The sequence below is a fragment of the Brachymonas denitrificans genome (assembly GCF_907163135.1).
In the GTDB taxonomy this organism is placed as follows: domain Bacteria; phylum Pseudomonadota; class Gammaproteobacteria; order Burkholderiales; family Burkholderiaceae_C; genus Brachymonas; species Brachymonas denitrificans_A.
This window is the reverse complement of sequence record NZ_CAJQUA010000001.1, coordinates 2146959-2164339: the sequence shown is the minus strand read 5'-3', so window position 1 is coordinate 2164339 and position 17381 is coordinate 2146959. Positions and strand designations below refer to the sequence as shown.

Annotated in this window: 13 protein-coding genes; 8 read left to right on the top strand and 5 right to left on the bottom strand. The window is 66.2% G+C overall.

Annotated elements, in window-relative coordinates; translation table 11 throughout:
* Positions 1-123 precede the first annotated feature (123 nt).
* The 3 genes from KKQ75_RS10125 to KKQ75_RS10115 all read left to right on the top strand — a co-directional run bounded on the left by KKQ75_RS10125 (position 124) and on the right by KKQ75_RS10115 (position 4991).
* Positions 124-627: an acetone carboxylase subunit gamma gene (locus KKQ75_RS10125; RefSeq protein ID WP_213362019.1), complete on the top strand. Its 504-nt coding sequence runs from the start codon at positions 124-126 to the stop codon at positions 625-627.
* A gap of 125 nt (positions 628-752) precedes the next feature.
* Positions 753-2945, top strand: a complete 2193-nt coding sequence (locus KKQ75_RS10120) for a sigma-54-dependent Fis family transcriptional regulator (RefSeq protein WP_250131064.1) — start codon at positions 753-755, stop codon at positions 2943-2945.
* 234 nt (positions 2946-3179) lie between these two features.
* On the top strand, positions 3180-4991 hold the full coding sequence (locus KKQ75_RS10115) for an IucA/IucC family protein (protein WP_213362017.1): 1812 nt from the start codon (positions 3180-3182) through the stop codon (positions 4989-4991).
* Positions 4992-5094: 103 nt separating this feature from the next.
* Here the strand turns inward: KKQ75_RS10115 and dnaA are convergent, their stop codons facing one another.
* Positions 5095-6579 (bottom strand): chromosomal replication initiator protein DnaA, encoded by a 1485-nt coding sequence (gene dnaA, locus KKQ75_RS10110; RefSeq protein WP_213362015.1) that lies wholly within the window; start codon positions 6577-6579, stop codon positions 5095-5097.
* Positions 6580-6935: 356 nt separating this feature from the next.
* On the opposite strand from dnaA, the gene rpmH reads away from it, so the two are divergent.
* From rpmH to yidC, 4 genes are all read left to right on the top strand, one after another.
* The gene (gene rpmH / locus KKQ75_RS10105; protein ID WP_012207856.1) at positions 6936-7070 is read left to right on the top strand and encodes a 50S ribosomal protein L34; all 135 of its coding nucleotides are present in this window, start codon (positions 6936-6938) and stop codon (positions 7068-7070) included.
* 73 nt (positions 7071-7143) lie between these two features.
* Complete coding sequence (locus tag KKQ75_RS10100) at positions 7144-7725, top strand: ribonuclease P protein component (RefSeq protein WP_213362014.1); 582 nt, start codon at positions 7144-7146, stop codon at positions 7723-7725.
* Positions 7722-8030: a membrane protein insertion efficiency factor YidD gene (gene yidD / locus KKQ75_RS10095; RefSeq protein ID WP_213362013.1), complete on the top strand. Its 309-nt coding sequence runs from the start codon at positions 7722-7724 to the stop codon at positions 8028-8030. The genes KKQ75_RS10100 and yidD overlap by 4 nt, the downstream gene beginning before the upstream one ends.
* Positions 8027-9667, top strand: coding sequence for a membrane protein insertase YidC (gene yidC / locus KKQ75_RS10090; protein WP_213362012.1), 1641 nt, complete (start codon positions 8027-8029; stop codon positions 9665-9667). The genes yidD and yidC overlap by 4 nt, the downstream gene beginning before the upstream one ends.
* A gap of 90 nt (positions 9668-9757) precedes the next feature.
* Here the strand turns inward: yidC and KKQ75_RS10085 are convergent, their stop codons facing one another.
* The 4 genes from KKQ75_RS10085 to KKQ75_RS10070 all read right to left on the bottom strand — a co-directional run bounded on the left by KKQ75_RS10085 (position 9758) and on the right by KKQ75_RS10070 (position 15680).
* Complete coding sequence (locus KKQ75_RS10085; RefSeq protein WP_213362011.1) at positions 9758-10432, bottom strand: DUF938 domain-containing protein; 675 nt, start codon at positions 10430-10432, stop codon at positions 9758-9760.
* 107 nt (positions 10433-10539) lie between these two features.
* Complete coding sequence (locus tag KKQ75_RS10080) at positions 10540-11325, bottom strand: SDR family oxidoreductase (RefSeq protein WP_213362010.1); 786 nt, start codon at positions 11323-11325, stop codon at positions 10540-10542.
* 46 nt (positions 11326-11371) lie between these two features.
* Positions 11372-14047, bottom strand: coding sequence for a flavin-containing monooxygenase (locus KKQ75_RS10075; protein WP_213362009.1), 2676 nt, complete (start codon positions 14045-14047; stop codon positions 11372-11374).
* A complete protein-coding gene (locus KKQ75_RS10070) occupies positions 14031-15680 on the bottom strand; it encodes a GMC family oxidoreductase (protein WP_213362008.1) in 1650 nt (549 codons plus the stop codon). Before KKQ75_RS10070 ends, KKQ75_RS10075 begins: the two co-directional genes overlap by 17 nt.
* Before the next feature lie 269 nt (positions 15681-15949).
* Here KKQ75_RS10070 and mnmE point away from each other — a divergent pair, with 269 nt between their 5' ends.
* Complete coding sequence (gene mnmE, locus KKQ75_RS10065; RefSeq protein ID WP_213362007.1) at positions 15950-17344, top strand: tRNA uridine-5-carboxymethylaminomethyl(34) synthesis GTPase MnmE; 1395 nt, start codon at positions 15950-15952, stop codon at positions 17342-17344.
* Positions 17345-17381 lie beyond the last annotated feature (37 nt).

The following is a 17381-nucleotide window of genomic DNA, read 5'->3' as shown; positions in this document are numbered from 1 at the left end:
CCCTGCTGGACACGTAGCTCGCCCCGGCTGTCGCGCATCCCCTGCACGGCCTGCTTCCAGGTCAGCGCCGGCTGCCGGGACACCCTCTGAGATTCGAGTACACCTTATTTTCTGGAGACAACCATGAGTCAGTACACACAGGAACAAATTAGCAATATGGTCGACGGTCGCCTGGACTGGGACACCACGATGCGCATGCTCTCCATGCCCAAGGATGGCGAGCGCTTTCAGATGTATGTGAAGGCCTTGCAGGAAAAAACCGGCATGAAGGATCAGATCGTGCTGCCGCTGGGTCCGCACCTTTATATCGTCAGCGATGCCAAGACCAGGAAGTGGGAAACCAAGTGTGACTGCGGCCATAGCTTTGGTGACTACCGCGAGAACTGGAAGCTGCAGGCCAATGTCTACGTGCGCGAGACCAAGGATGCCATGGGCGAGATCTACCCCGAACTGATGTCGCCTGACACCCAGTGGCAGGTCTACCGCGAGTACTACTGTCCCGAGTGCGGTACGATGCACGACGTGGAGGCACCCACGCCCTGGTACCCAGTGATCCACGACTTCGAGCCGGATATCGAAACCTTCTACAAGGAGTGGGTGAATTTGCCGTTGCCGGCACGCGCCTGAGGGAGTTTTTCGTCCTTCGCACTGGGCCAGCATTGCCTTGGCCAACCGCCCGGACCCGGGCGGTTTTTTTTTGGAAGCGTCCGAAAATCGAACGAGGTGTAAGTGATTGCGAGAATTGACGGCGGATGGGCCCGATTTCGCTAGGGAAAGTTGGCATTGTCCCGCAGGGACGTTCATTGAAGAATCGACTCCCTACCAATTCATTATGGTTGTCATGCAAGTATGGAGACGCACTTGAAAGCAGGCGGTTTGCGGCCAGCCCGCATGCCGAGTGGAGAGAGGATATGGTGATCCAGTTCGAGCAGTTGTTTGCCGACCCGCGACTGGAAAGCGCGGTGCGCAACGCCTGGGAATCCTTTGTACGTGGCGATCCCGAGGGGCGCAAGCAATTGCGCAGCCTGGTGGACATGTCCTGGCAGGGCTGCCGCAAGGCCAATGTGGACCCGCACCGCATATCTGGCCCGACGCCAGTCTCGGATGACGACCTGGTGTTGCTGCGCACCAATCTGGGCGACATGCTCGAAGCGAGCGCGCCCATCATGGCGCAGGCACGCGACCTTCTGGCGGAAACCGGGTCCATGATGCTGCTGGCGGATACCTCCGGCACCATTCTGAATGCCGAAGGGGATCTGCGCACCCAGGACGCAGCCGCTTCGATCCACCTGATGCCCGGTGCGAACTGGAGCGAGGCGCTGTGCGGCACCAATGCCATCGGCACGGCACTAGCGGTGGAACAGCCTGTGCAAATCCATTCGTCGGAGCACTTCTGCGCCGGCATCAAGAACTGGACCTGCTCGGCGACCGTGGTGCGGCATCCGCTGGATGGAGACATCGTGGGGGTGGTGGACGTTTCCGGTCTGAGCAGCAGCTACAGCCCGCAAAGCCTGGCGTTGGCGGTGACGACTGCCAGTCGCATCGAAAGCCGCATGCGCCTGAACGAGCTGGAGCGCCGCTATCGCCTGCTGGAGCAGGTGATGGGGCACTGGCGTTCCGACGGACGCACGGCGATCGCCTTGTTCGACCGACGCGGCGGACTGGTGAAGGCGAACGAGCTTGCTCAGTCCGTGGTGCTGGAAGGCGGGCGGACCATGGACCTGACGGCCGTGCGTCGCTTGCCGGCATTGGCGCTTGGACAGGGGCTGGTTCAGGCCCGATCGTCGTTGCCGGACTGGCTGAAAGCCGAATGGCTGGAGCCGTTGCAGGTCGGGGGCAAAAAGATCGGCACTCTGGTGATCATTCCGCAGGCAGCGGCGGCCAGATCGTCCTGGTTGCCGCCCGCGGGGGGCTCTGTTGTCACCGGCCAGCAGTCCGACGCTGCGCACTCCTGGCGAACGCCACCTTCGGACAACTTCGCCCATGTTCTCACCGAGGATGCAGGCATGCGGGAGGTGCTCGAGCGTGCCGAACTGCTTGCGCGCTCCCGGTCGGCAGTGCTGCTCCTGGGCGAAACCGGGGTTGGCAAGGAGGAGTTTGCCAAGGGCATTCATGCCAGCCATGGTCCCTATGTGGCGCTCAATTGCGGCGGCCTGTCACGTGAGCTGTTAGTCAGTGAGCTGTTCGGCTACGGCGAAGGCGCGTTTACCGGGGCGCGCAAGGGAGGCATGACGGGCAAGGTGGAGGCTGCAGCAGGAGGCACGCTGTTTCTGGACGAGATTGGCGAAATGCCGCTCGACCTGCAGCCCCAGCTGCTGCGCGTGCTTGAGCAGGGTGAATACTATCCTCTCGGCGAAACCACGCCGCGCAAGGCGAGCTTCCGCCTGATTGCGGCTACGCATCGCGACTTGCGGCAGGAAGTGGCAGCGGGGCGCTTCCGCATGGATCTGTACTACCGCATTGCCGTGACCACATTGCGCATCCCGCCACTGCGGGCGCGGACTCGCGACATTGTGCTGCTGGCAGAGCGCTTCCTGCAACGCAGCCTGGAGCAACATGGGCGTGTGCCGGGGCAGTTGTCGGTACGTGCAAGGCAGACACTGCAGGCTTACACTTGGCCAGGCAATGTCCGTGAGTTGCGCAATGTGATCGAAGGCAGCGTGCTGATGAATCTTCGGGATGCGGTGGGCGACTACGACGTCGATATCGACCACCATTCCCTGGATATTGTGACGGATACGTCTTCCCGCGGCGCTGAGCCGGCAGATGAGCGCATCGTACCCAGCATGGCAGAGAGCGAGGAGGTGCTTATCGCGCGCGCGGTGCGTGCGAGCCACGGCAACTTCACCGAAGCGGCTCGGCGCTTGGGCATTGCCAAGAGCACGCTCTACGCGAAGATGGAACGTTACGGGCTGTCCCGTGGCGATATTCTCGGCGGCCGCTGAGGGGCGCCCCTTCCAGATCCTCACAGGTCGCGGTGGCGTCCGACACAGGCTCGTCGAATTGCCGTGCTACAAAACAGGTTCCTACTTAACAGGCAATGCGCATAAAACAAGATGTAATAATGATTATTATTACGAATGTATAGTTGATCTCCTGGATCAAAGCAGGATGGTCGACGATTCTGCAACAAAGGTGGATCAGGCGCGTGGGGGCGCCGAACAGGCAAGGGGGCGACGGTGGACGATGCATGGATGGCGCAGGCACACCGGCGTTGCCTGCAACGCACGCTGGCGGCCATGCTGCGCGAAGGGATGTTGCCGCAAGACCGGTTGACCTACCGGGAAGGTTCAGCCTGGCTGCCGCTCGATGATGCACGCACGCTGCAGTTGACCCGCATGCGCCCGAATGCAGCCTGCGACGACCTCTGGCAAGCGCCTGAAGCCGTGGTCTGCCACAGTCGGCATGAACATGCCGTAACGATGGAAACCGCAGCCGCGCTGCTGCGGCTGGTGGCGCCCTTGCACGACAAGATCGATCCAGCTGCCGTCGATCGGCTGGAGCTGGAGCTGGACAACAGTGTTGCCAATGATGCGCTGGCGATGGCGCACCGCAAGTGCTGGGGCAGGAAGCTGAGGGCTGACTATGCCGGGGCGACGTCAAGCCGTTTTCTCGGTGCCTTGCGTGAGATCGATGCTGCCCGCGCCTTGCTGCTGCTGGAACAGTGGGGCACGCAGGGCCACCCGACCCATCCCACCTACAAGGCCAAAGGGGGCCTGACCGCCCAGCAGGTGCTGGCTTGGTCCCCCGAATTCGGAGCGCGGCTGGCGCTGGTGCTGGCCGCCTTGCGCATTGAGCGTGCCAACGTGACACAGGTGCCGGAGATTGCCGATTACCGGGACTGGTTTGGCCAGCAGTGGCCGCAGGTCGCCCTAGCCTGGCAGCATGCGCTGGCGCGGCGCGGGATGCGTGCCGGTGACTGGCTGCCCTTGCCGTTGCATCCCTGGCAAGCCAGGTACAGCGTGTCCCAGCGCTTTGCCCGCCTGCTGGAAGAAGGGGATTTGATACTGCTGGAGGAAGTGCACTGGCCAGCGGCGCCGACCATGTCCTTTCGTACCGTGAGCTGCGAGCAGGGTGCAGCCGTACCGCACATTAAGCTCCCGGTCTCGTTATGGCTGACATCGGCTGAGCGCACCGTTTCACCCAAGTCGACGGTGATGGGGCCACGCCTGACCGTGTTGCTGCGCGATGTGCTGGCGCGTGAGCCGGAGATTCGCCGGCACCTGGCCTGTGTCGATGAGTTGGCGGGGTTGCATTACCGACACCCCGAGGGCAATGACGACGTATCCCGTCACCTGAGCGTGCTGTATCGTCGTCATCCGGTCACGTTGACCGCCGCTGGCGAGCAGACCGTGCCAGTGGGGGCATTGTTTGCCCCGTCGCCGTTCGACGGGCGCTTGCTGGTGACCGATGCCGTGGCGCAGGGCTATGGCGACCATGCAGAAGGCGCGCGGGCCTTTTACCTGGCCTATGTGGAGATGGCGCTGCAGGCAGTACTGCAGCTGTATCTGATCTATGGCATTGCTCTAGAAGCGCACCAGCAGAACAGCTTTGTCGTGCTGGATGCGCGCGGCCAGCCGAGTCGGCTGCTGGTGCGTGATTTCGGTGATGTACGCGTGCATGCGCCGACGCTGCAGGTTCAAGGTTTGCGCCTGCAGCCTTACCGGGCGGGTTTGACCTTGTACGAGGAGGTGCATCCGGTACGCGACAAGGTCATGCACGCCTTCCTGCTGTGCCATCTCATCGAGCTGGCGCGCGCGCTGGCTGCTGTCTACGGGCAGTCCGCGCAATCCTATCTGGCCCTGCTGCAGCAGGGCCTGGAGCGCCTGTTCATGCGGCTGCAGCCACGGGTGGATCCCCGACGCTGGCAGGACGAGCGCGATGCCATCCTGCGCCATCCCTGGCCGGCCAAATCCTTCCTGCGCATGCGCCTGAACAACAGTTCGGACGACGTGGTGCTGCGCATGCCCAATCCCCTGCGGGGCTCCTGACAGCCGAATGTGCCCCGGCCGGGGCGCACCTGTGGCGTTGGCACGTCTGGCTGCCGCATGCATGGGCGCTTTGCGAAGGCGCCAGCGGCGCGCGAAGGTCTGATCAGCCCTTGATGGTCTGCTCCAGCACGTGCAGCTGCTGGTTCAGATCCGGATCGTTGGCGCGCTCGCCGCCGATCTTGCGCACCGCATGCAGCACCGTGGTATGGTCGCGCCCGCCGAACATCTCGCCGATTTCGGGCAGGCTCTTCTGAGTCATTTCCTTGGCCAGATACATGGCAATCTGGCGCGGGCGGGCGATGTTGGCCGGGCGCTTCTTGCTGTGCATGTCGGCGACCTTGATCTTGTAGAAATCCGCCACCGTCTTCTGGATGTTCTCCACGCTGATCTGGCGGTTCTTGATCGACAGCAGGTCGCGCAGCGCCTCGCGCACCAATTGAATATCAATGGGGCGGCCGCTGAAGCGCGAATAGGCCAGGATGTTCTGCAGCGCGCCTTCCAGCTCGCGCACGTTGGCGCGCACGTTCTTGGCGACGAAGAAGGCCACGTCCTCGGGCAGCTCGCGTCCCTCGGCCTGCGCCTTGTTCATCAGGATCGCCACGCGCATTTCCAGCTCGGGCGGTTCGATCGCCACCGTCAGGCCGGAGTCGAAACGCGACACCAGACGCTCGGTGATGTTGGCCAGGCCCTTGGGATAGGTGTCGCTGGTCATCACGATATGGCTGCGCTTGGACAGCAGCGCCTCGAAGGCGTTGAAGAATTCTTCCTGCGTCTTGTCCTTGCCGGCAAAGAACTGCACGTCGTCGATCATCAGCAGGTCGAGCGAGTGGTAGCGCGACTTGAATTCGTCGAAGGTCTTGCGCTGGTAGGACTTGACCACGTCCGACACGAACTGTTCGGCGTGGGTGTAGAGCACGCGGGCGTTGGGCTTGAGCTCCAGCAGCTTGTTGCCCACGGCCTGCAGCAGGTGCGTCTTGCCCAGACCGACGCCGCCGTAGATGAACAGCGGGTTGTACAGCTGGCCCGGCGTGCTGGCCACGTGCATGGCGGCGGCACGTGCCATGCGGTTGGCGCTACCCTCGACCAGATTCTCGAAGGTGCGGGCCGGATCGAGGCGGGTGGCCTGGGGGGGCGGCTGCAAGGCGGCGACGGGATCGACGCTTTGCCAGATGTCGTGCTGGTAGGCGTTGCCGCCATAAGCGCCCTGCGGCGCTGCGGCCGGGGCGCCGCCATTGCGGTACTCGGCCGTGGGGGCGGGCGCGGCAGCCATGGCGGCAGCACGCAGCGCGGTGCGGGCCACGGCAGGGCGCGCCTGGCGCGCGGCAATCGTCAGCTCCAGCGCCACCGGCTGGTCGGCCAGCTGGTCCAGGATCTGCTGGATGCGCGGCAGGTACTGCGCACGGATCCAGTCCAGCTTGAAGCGGTTGGCCACCTCCACCACCAGCGCCTCGCCCTGCGCGCGCGCCTGCAGCGGGCGGATCCAGGTGTTGAACTGCTGGGCAGGCACATCCTGGGCCAGCACATCCATGCAGGCCTGCCACAAGGCCGTATCAGGCACACTGGCGGGTTCAAGGGCTTCGGCAGACATCAGAGGCAATGGGGGCGCGGAAAGGCAAAAAACGGGGGGAAGCAGGCTGCTATCGGCATCCGGGCGCAAGGCCGGACTGCACGCTTGTTCGGAACTGGCAGCGGGACCTTCCATTCTAGGCCAGGCGGCCCCGTGGGTGGTATTTTTGCCGCCACATACGTGACTGGGGCAGTAAGTGATTGATCAAGCGCGAAATTTTTGTGATAATCACGAGCTTTCCCGAAATTTTACGGGAGAACAGGGGCTGGGCAGGCGGTGTGAGCCGCGCTGCTGCAGTCAGGCCGGTGCGCTGTGCGCACTTGGCAAGCTGCCTCGCAGCCCCGACATAACAACACGACTTCCCGAGGATTTTTCCCATGAAACGCACCTACCAGCCTTCCAAAACCCGCCGCGCCCGTACCCACGGTTTCCTGGTCCGCATGAAGACCAAGGGCGGCCGCGCCGTCATCAACGCACGCCGCGCCAAGGGCCGCAAGCGCCTGGCTGTCTGATCCCAGCCGGCCGGATTGCCGCCTTCGCCGGTTGCGCAATCCCCACGCCCGCCACGCCACTGCGCCGCCGTTGATGCAATCCTTGCAGACCAGCGCCCAGTTCCAGGCCGTGATGCAGGGCAACATCGTGGGGCGAACGCCCCATTTTGTTTTGCATGCCTTGCACTGGCAGCCGGCCCCCGCCACAGAGGAAGGGGTCGGCCTTGTTGCGCCGGTACAGCGCCCGCTGTTTGCGCCGGGCCGCCATTGCGGCGTGCTGGTGCCCAAGCGCTGGGCGCGCCGCGCCGTCACGCGCAGCACCATCAAGCGCCAGATGCGCGCCGTGGCCGCTGCCCATGTGGCGCAGATTCCCGAGCAGACCGCCCTGGTGATCCGCCTGCGCAGCGAGTTCGACCGCAAGCGTTTCATCAGCGCCACGTCCGACGCCCTGCGCGTGGCCGTGCGCACCGAGCTGCAACAGCTGTTTGCGCGGGTTGCCTGGCAGGAGCTGCGGCCATTGCCCCGGGTGCCATTGCACACGGCCGGCGCGCGCGCCAGGACTGCCGCCTCCGATGCGGCCGGTGCTCCGGGCCACGCCGCATCTGCTCCGGCTGCCGCCAGCGCGCCGAATCCACCGGCGACAACGCCTTCTGGCACAATGCGCGCTGCACCATGAAACAGCTCCTGATCTCCGGCGTCAAGGCCTACCGACTGCTGCTCAGCCCCTGGCTGGGCTCGTCGTGCCGCTTCGAGCCGACCTGTTCGGCCTACGCCCTGCAGGCGCTGGAGCAGCATGGCGCACTGGCGGGCAGCTACCTCACCGTCAAGCGGCTGGGCCGCTGCCAACCCTGGTGCGCCGGCGGCTGCGACCCGGTGCCCGCCGACAAACCGCGCCTGTTCAGCAGCCTGCTGGGCAAGCCCGCGACGGGGGACGCCGTCCCTTCCGACGACTCCCTGTCTTCAACCAAGCATTCTTCATGAACGATATCCGCCGCTCCATTCTGTGGGTCATCTTTGGCTTTGCGCTGATCCTGCTGTGGGACCAGTGGCAGGTCCACAACGGCCGACCCGCCACCTTCTTCCCGAGCCAGGCCCCTGCGGTGGCTGCTTCCGGCGCAGCCAGCGGCACGGTTCCGGCTGCCACGGCCGCCGCCACGGCAGCTTCTGCCGCAGCCAGTCCCGCCGGCACCGTCACGGCCGGCCAGCGCACCGAGATCAGCACCGACGTTTACAAGCTGACCTTCGACAGCAATGGCGGCACCCTGGTGGGCGCGCAGCTGCTCAAGTACCCGGAAGACTCCAAGAACGCCAAGAGCCAGCCCATTGTGCTGCTGCAGGACACGCCCAGCCACCAGTATCTGGCCCAGACCGGCCTGGCCGGCGGCAACCTGCCCAGCCACCTGACGCCCATGCAGCTCGCCACTCCTGAACGTGCCCTGGCCGACGGCCAGAAGAGCATGCAGGTGCGCTTCGAATCCGAGCCCGTGGGTGGCGTGAAGCTGGTCAAGACCTACACGCTGACGCGCGGCAGCTATGCCATCGGTGTGCAGCATGACGTGGTCAACACCGGCAGCACGGCCGTAACGCCGCAGCTGTACCAGCAGTTCGTGCGCGACGGCAGCAAGCAGGCCGGCAGCATGTTCTATTCCACCTTCACCGGCCCTGCGTTCTACAGTGACGAAGGCAAGTACCAGAAGGTCGAGTTTGCCGACGTGGACAAGGGCAAGGAGCTGAAGTTCCAGCGCAATGCACCGGACGGTTACGTGGCCATGGCCCAGCACTACTTCACCAGCGCCTGGCTGCCGCCGGTCGGCCAGCAGCGCGAGAATTTCGTGCGCAAGGTGGGCAACCTGTATGCGGCCGGACAGGTGTTCAACCTGGGCAGCATCGCTCCGGGTGCCACCAAGACATTCACCAGCACCCTGTTCGTCGGCCCGCAGGACGAAAAGCTGATGAACGCTGTGGCACCCAACCTGGACCTGGTCAAGGACTACGGCTGGCTCACCATCCTGGCACGCCCGCTGTACTGGCTGCTCACTTTCCTGCACGGCTTCCTGCACAACTGGGGCTGGGCGATCGTGGCGCTGGTGGTGCTGCTCAAGGCCGCCTTCTACTGGCTTAACCACAAGGCCTACGCCAGCATGGCCAAGATGAAGGCCGTCAACCCCAAGGTGCAGGCTCTGCGCGAGCGCTACAAGGAAGAGCCGCAGAAGATGCAGCAGGAGATGATGCGCATCTACCGCGAGGAAAAGGTCAACCCGCTGGGTGGCTGCCTGCCGATCATGGTGCAGATTCCGGTGTTCATTGCACTGTACTGGGTGCTGCTGTCCAGCGTCGAGATGCGCGGTGCGCCCTGGATTCTGTGGGTGAAGGACCTGTCCACGCCCGATCCCTACTTCATCCTGCCGATCCTGATGACGGCCACCAGCCTGCTGCAGGTGTGGCTCAACCCCACGCCGCCGGACCCGATGCAGGCCAAGATGATGTGGATCATGCCGCTGATGTTCAGCGTGATGTTCTTCTTCTTCCCGGCCGGCCTGGTGCTGTACTGGCTGACGAACAACATTCTGTCGATTGCCCAGCAGTGGTTCATCAACAAGCGACTCGGCGTGAGCTGATCGGGCTTGTGGTCTGAATGCGAAATGGGGCGCCTGCGGGCGCCCCATTTGCTTTGGGAGCATGCGCCAAGTTGCCGGCGCGACGGTGAGTCAGCCCGGTGCCTGTCTGGCAAACGCCAGCAGCAGATTGTTGGCCGGCATGGTCACGCGCTGCTGCAGCTGCAGGCCGGCGGCTTCGGATTCCCGCGCCACATCGGCCAGCTGGCGGATGCCCCAGTCGGGATCGCGCCGGCGCAGGTCGGCATCGAAGGCCAGATTGCTCGGGGCGGTGGGGATGGCATCTTCCAGATAGGGGCCGTAGGTGACGAGCAGGCCGTCCTGTGCGAGGTGGCGGGCTGCGCCCTGCATCAGGCCGGCACAGCACTCCCAGGGGGCGATGTGCAGCATGTTGGCGCAGTAGATCAGGTCGAACTGCGGCACTGCAGGGGTATCCGGATCCGCCTGCGGATCGGCCTCCACGGGGGCAACCGGGCCGGGCAGCTCCCAGTGCGGGGCGCGGACGTCGAGCAGCACGGGCGGAAAGATGCGGTCCAGGCCGGCCTGCGCGCTGCGCTGGCGGATGGCTTCGAACAGCGAGTTGTCGAGATCGCTGGGCTGCCAGTGCCAGCCGGGCAGGGACTGCGCGAAGTGCACGATGTGCTGGCCGGTGCCGCTGGCAATTTCGAGCGCCTGGCCGGTGGGGCCGAGCCAGCTGTGCAGCACTTCGAGAATGGGCTGCTTGTTGCGCTCGCTGGCGGGGCTGGAGGGGAGCTGGGACTGCATCATGCGCCCATTCTGCCTGTTGGGGCAGGAGGGGTCCAGCAGTGCAAGCGTACATCCTGTACCGGGGGCGGCACCGAGGGCTTGATGGCAGAGCTACCGACCCGGATGCTTCATACCGCAATACGCCGCGCCACCAGCCGGTTCAGCCAGTCCGGCGTGATTGCGGTCAGCTTGTACAGCAGCGAGGCCTGGGCGCCGACCGGCCAGTGCACCTTGCCCCAGCCGGGGTGCTGCGCGGCTTTCCAGATCACGGCGGCGACGTCCTCAGGCGTCAGGTGCACGCCGAGGCGGCGGATGCTTTGCGCGTTCATGTCGTCGACCATGGCGGTGCGCACGAACAGCGGCATGATGTCGCGCACGCGGATGTCGTGGTCCTGCCATTCGATGTTGAGCGCCTCGGTCAGGCCACGCACGTAGAACTTGGTGGCGGAATAGTTGGCGAGCGAGGCCTGGCCGTAGAAGGCGGCGCTGGAAGCCAGGTTGATGACTTGCGCGCGCGGCGTGGAGGCCAGATAGGCAAAGCCGGCATGGCAGCCATACAGCACGCCCTTGACGTTGATGTCGATCTGCGCGTTGTGCCGGCTCAGGGTGTTGTCCTGCAGCGGGCCGGAGATCAGGATGCCGGCGTTGTTGACCAGCAGGTCGAGCCGGCCGGTGCGGGCGTGGAAGGCGGCTAGCGCGGCATGCCAGTCGTCGGGGCTGCGCACGTCCAGCGGCAGCGCCATGGCCTTGTCGGCGCCGAGTTCGGTTACCAGTTCGGCCATGCCGGCTTCGTCGATATCGCCCATGCCGACGAACCAGCCGCGGGCAGCGAACAGGCGCGTGGTGGCGCGACCGATGCCGGCGGCGGCGCCCGAGATGAACAGGCAGGGGCGGGTGGCTGGCGATGGCGGCATGGACGGCTCCGGATGGGGCTTGGGTGTGGAGGCACCGGACTGGGCGTCATGGTGACGGAGCGGGACCGGGTGCTGTGCAGGGTGGCGGGACGCTGGCATGGGGAGCTCCATCAGGGCGGTCATGGGAATCTGCGGCAGCGGGAGGTGGCGCAGACGGCTGGTTGGCGGACGGCTGGACCACGGCCCGGGCGAAAGCGCCCAGCCGCCGCAGCGCGTGCCGCGCCGAGGCGAGCTGAAAGGCCTGCAACTGGAACACGTGCCAGCGTCCGGCGTATTGCTCGTACTGGCAGGGCACGCCGTCGCGCCGGGCCAGTTCGGCCAGCCGCTGCGCATCGGACAGCAGCACCTCGTCCTCGCCGACCTGCAGCAGCAGGGGCGGAAAGTCCTGCAGGCCGGCTTCGAGCGGGCGGTGGTCGAGTGCTTCGGGCGGGCAGGCGTACCAGCGCACGGCCTGCTGCAGCCAGTCGGGATGCAGCATGGGGTCACGTGCGGCATGGGTCTGCATGCTGGGGCCGGAAAACGACGGATCGGTGACGGGGGAGAGCAGCATCAGGCCGGCGGGCAGGGGCTGGCCTTGCGCGCGCAGACGCAGCAGCAGGGCCAGCGCCAGCATGCCGCCGGCGGAGTCGCCCGCCACCACGATCTGCTGAGCCTGCAGACCCTGATCCAGCAGGGCCTGCCAGGCGGCAAGTGCATCTTCGAGTGCTGCGGGGTAGGGGTGCTCGGGTGCCAGACGGTAGTCCAGCATCCACGTGGTCAGGCCGGAATAGACGGCCAGCCGGCTGCCGATGCTGCGGTGCGAGTCGGGGCCGCCGATGCAGAAGGCGCCGCCGTGCAGATAGAGCAATGCGCCGGGTGGACTGTCGCCGTGTGGGGTTGCCTCTGCGGCGAACGGCCCGTGCCTGGGTGCGGGTTTCTGCGTTGCATCATGCACTGGGACCGGATGGTCACCGCTGAAGCCATCGCGTCGTGCCAGACGCTCGGCGGGGATGCCTCCGAGACTGGCCCGCTCGCGCCGGATGCCGCGCACGCCGGGCGTGAGCGGGCCCAGCAGGGCGATGATGCGGCGCTGGAAGTCAATCCCGCGCGGCGGGCCGATCAGCCCGCGAAAGCACAGGCGCAGAAAGCCGCGCAGGAAGGCGGCATGCAGGTCTTCCAGCGGTGAGCCCGGCTGCAGCACGCGCTCGGCGCTCGGCAGGCCGGGAATGGGCTGCGTGAAGCGGTAGGCCTGCAGACTGGACCAGCGCGTGCGCCAGCGGTAGCCCAGGGTGAATCCCGGCCAGTTGGTGCTGTTGCGGCCGCGTGCATCCAGGTACCAGCTCTGGCAGCCCTGCCAGGCCGTATGCTGCAGGGCCTGCTGCACGCGCCGCTCATGCTGGTGGTAGCGCTCGGCATCGACCTCGATCGCGCTGGCGCCACTGCCGCGCAGCGCCTTCAGGCAGCGCATCACGTGGGCGATCTGGCTTTCCAGCATGTAGACGATGGAGCTGTGGCCCAGGTTGGTGTTGGGCCCGTAGAGCATGAAGAAATTGGGGAAGCCCGGCACCGTCATGCCGAGATAGGCGCTGGCGCCGTCCTGCCAGACCGTGTTCAGGTCGATGCCGCCGCGGCCGGTGATGCGCATCGGAGCCAGGAATTCGGTGGCGGCAAAGCCGGTGCCGTAGATCAGCACGTCGGCGCGGTGGAGCGTGCCATCCTCCGTTTCCACGCCTTCGGGCACGATGCGGCGGATGGGGGTACACACCAGGGCCACGTTGGGGCGTGCCAGTGTGGCGAGGTAGTCGCTGGAAAGCAGGATGCGCTTGCAGCCGATCGGGTAGTCGGGCGTGAGTTGCCGGCGCAGCGCGGGATCCGGCACCTGCTCGCGCAGCAGTTGCCGGAAAGGGCGGCCCACGGCGGGCTGCAGCAGGCTGCGGAAGCGGGTGAAGCCCAGGGCGCGGACTTCATGGTGCAGGTAGATGCCGGCGCGGTGCAGCCGCATGCGCCAGGGCTGGGCAGCGAAGCGGGCCTGTGCGTCGGCGCTGTAGGCGTGGTCCGGGCGCGGCAGGATGTAGGCCGGGGAGCGCTGGAATACCGATAGCTGCGCCACCTGGCCGGCAATGGCAGGCACGAACTGGAGCGCCGAGGCGCCGGTGCCGATCACGGCCACGCGCTTGGCCTGCAGCGCGCAACCGTGATTCCAGCGGGCGGAGTGGAAGGCCGGTCCGCCAAAGGTGTCGATGCCCTCGATCCGGGGCAGGAGCGGCCGGCTGAGCTGGCCGGTGGCGCTGATCAGCAGGCTGCTGTGCAGGGTTTCGCCATTCTGCAGCGTGACCCGCCAGCGCTGTGCAGCCTCGTCGAAACGGGCCTCGCGCACTTCGGCGCCGAAGCGCAGATGCGGCAGCACCTGGTACTTGCGGGCGCAGTGCTGCAGATAGGCGAGGATTTCCGGTTGCTGCGCAAAGTGGCGCGACCAGTTTGGATTGGGCTCGAACGAGAAGGAGTACAGGTGCGAGGGCACGTCGCAGGCGGCGCCGGGATAGGTGTTGTCGCGCCAGACGCCGCCAACGTCGTGCGCCTTTTCCAGCAGCAGGAAATCGCTGATGCCCTGCTTGCGCAGCGCGATCGCCATGCCCAGGCCGCCGAAGCCGCTGCCGATGATGAGCGCGGAGAGGGTTTCTGCGGTCGGGCCCGCATGCGTTCGGGACGACGCTGCGCCGGACGGATCAGTGGGTGCCGGCATGGACGCTCTCTCCGTGGTGTGGGACGCCCGGCCGGATCCGCGACTGTCCCCGGATCAGGTCCACAGCCTTTTCGGCAATCATGATGGTCGGGGCGTTGGTATTGCCGCCGATCAGGGTAGGCATGATGGAGGCATCGACCACGCGCAGACCCTGCAGGCCGTGCACGCGCAATTCGGCGTCGACCACGGCGTCGGCGTCGGTGCCCATGCGGCAGGTGCCGACCGGATGGTAGATGGTTTCCGCGCGCTGGCGGATGATGGCGCGGATGCCTTCGTCGTCGCGCACGTCGGCGGTGAACATGTCGCGCGTGTAGAGCTCGGCCAGCGCCGGGGCCTGCATCAGCCGCTGGGTGATGCGGTAGCCGGCCACCATGTCTTCGAGGTCTTGCGGATGCGAGAGATAGGCCGGGTCGATGCGTGGCGGCAAGGCAGGATCGGCACCCTGCAGGCCGACGGTGCCGCGGCTCTGCGGCCGCAGCAGGCAGACGTGGCAGGACAGGCCGTGCCCCCAGTGCAGCTTGCGCGCATGGCTGTCGACCAGCGCAACGACGAAATGCAGTTGCAGGTCGGGGATGGGCAGTTCCGGCCGCGACTTGAGAAAACCGCCGCCTTCGGCAAAGTTGGTGGTGAGCATGCCGCGCCGCGCCCGGCGGAATTGCAGCAACTCGCGCAGCATGCGCCAGCTGCCACGCGAAGAAAACCCGAAGCTGTCCACGCCGCGCACGTTGTAGCCGAAGGTGAAGTCCAGGTGGTCCTGCAGATTGCGGCCGACGCCGGGCAGGTGGTGCACGCTGGCGATGCCATGCTGCTGCAGCAGCGCGCCATCGCCTACGCCGGACAGCATCAGCAGTTGGGGGGATTGCAGGGCGCCTGCGCTCAGCAGCACCTCGCGTCGGGCGTGCAGCCGGTGGCGCTGGCCCTGCAGCAGCACGTCCACTCCCACGGCGCGCCGGCCCTCGAACACGATGCGCTGCACCGCTGCCCGCGTGTGCACGGCGAGGTTGGCGCGCTGTCCGATATGCGGCAGCAGGTAGGCACGCGCCGCGCTCCAGCGTTCGCCGTCCTTCTGCGTGACCTGGTACAGGCCCACACCTTCCTGCTCGGCGCCGTTGAAGTCGCCCGCCAGCGGCAGTCCGGCCTGCCGCGCCGCTTCGAGGTAGCGTGCATGGAACGGGCTGTCGCTGCGCAGATCGCTCACGTGCAGCGGCCCGCTGTTGCCGTGCCAGCGGTCACGGTAGCGCTCGTTGTTTTCGCTGAGGATGAAATAGGGCAGCACATCGTCATACGACCAGCCGGCGTTGCCGAGTGCAGCCCAGTGGTCGTAATCGTGGCGGTGGCCGCGGATGTAGATCATCGCGTTGATCGCCGAGGAGCCGCCCAGGCACTTGCCGCGCGGCTGGTAGGCACGGCGGCCGTTCAGGCCGGGTTGGGGCACACTCTCGAAGGCCCAGTTGTTATAGCGCGTGGGCAGCATGGTGACGGCGCCGCAAGGGATGTTCACCGCCGGACCGCTGCCGCCGCCACCGGCTTCAAGCAGGCAGACGCGGGTGCCGGCGTGCTCGCTCAGGCGCCCGGCCAGCACCGAACCGGCCGAGCCGCCGCCGACCACGATGTAGTCAAAATCCGTTTCCATGGCGCGTGCCTGTCTCCCGTTGGGCGGGCGCTCCGACCCGATAAGAATCGCACGCCCGTTCGCTTGTTTTGCGCATGCTACCTTGCCTGCCATGCGCTGTGGGAGTGCGGCACGGCATTTGCGGGAAAGCCCTCACGCCAAGGCGGCTTGCGCACCAGGGTTGCGATGGCGTAGTGCTGGGGGATACTTGCCGGCGTCCGGCGTCAGCGGCGTGGCTGGCGGGGCCAACTTACAATGCCCTCAGTTCCTCCATCGATTCGTTTGCCGCCATGTTGACCCAGCACGCCCAGCCCATTGCCGCCATCGCCACCGCTCCCGGACGCGGCGCCGTCGGCATCGTGCGCCTGAGCGGCAAGGGCCTGGCGCCGCTGGTGGAACAGCTGCTGGGCAAGTTGCCGGCCGCGCGCATGGCAAGTTACATGCCGTTTCCGGATGCCGACGGCCAGCCCATCGACCACGGCCTGGCGCTGTGGTTTCCGGCGCCACACAGCTACACCGGCGAGGACGTGCTGGAACTGCAGGCCCACGGTGGCAGCGTGGTGCTGCAGATGCTGCTCGCGCACTGCCTGCAGCAAGGCGAATCGCTGGGCCTGCGCGTGGCGCGCCCGGGTGAATTCACCGAGCGCGCCTTCCTCAACGGCAAGCTGGACCTCGCCCAAGCCGAAGCCGTGGCCGACCTGATCGACGCCAGCACCGAAACCGCCGCCCGCAGCGCCAGCCGCTCGCTCAGTGGCGCCTTCAGCGAGCAGGTGCACACCCTGCGCGATGCGCTGGTACACCTGCGCATGCTGGTCGAGGCCACGCTGGACTTTCCCGAAGAAGACATCGACTTCCTGCAGCAGGCCGATGCGGCGGGCCAGCTGGCGCGCATCGAGGCGCAACTGCATGGCATCCAGAAGCAGGCGCAACAGGGCGCGCTGCTGCGCGAGGGCATCAAGGTGGTGATTGCCGGCCAGCCCAACGCAGGCAAGAGCTCGCTGCTCAATGCGCTGGCCGGGGCCGAACTGGCCATCGTCACGCCGATTGCCGGCACCACGCGCGACAAGGTGACGCAGACCATCCAGATCGAAGGCGTGCCGCTGCATGTGATCGACACGGCCGGCCTGCGCGACACCACCCTGGCCGAGGTGGATGAGGTGGAGAAAATCGGCATCCACCGCGCCTGGGACGAAATCGGCCAGGCCGATGCCGTGCTGTTTCTGCACGACCTGACGCGCGTGGGCGATGCGGACTACGACGCAGCCGATGCCCTGATTGCCGAGCGCCTGAAGGCGCAATTGCCGCCCGCCGTGCCGGTGCTGCACATCGCCAACAAGGCCGATGCCGTGGGGCCGCTGCTGGAGGGCGATGACACCCATCTGGCGCTGTCGGCCAAGACCGGCGCGGGGCTGGATGCGCTGCGCCAGCGCCTGCTGCAGATCGTCGGCTGGCAGTCTGCGCCCGAAGGGGTGTTTATCGCGCGCGAACGCCATGTGCACGCGCTGCGCCGCGTGGCCGGGCATGTGGAACTGGCCAGCGCGCACCTCAACACCCCGATGCCGGCGCTCGACATCCTGGCCGAAGAGCTGCGCCTGGCGCAGAACGCGCTCAACGAGATCACCGGCGAATTCACGCCGGATGATTTGCTGGGGGAGATTTTCGGGAAGTTTTGTATTGGGAAGTGAGTGACAGGGAGTAGCCCGTCATCCAGGAGGAAAACGC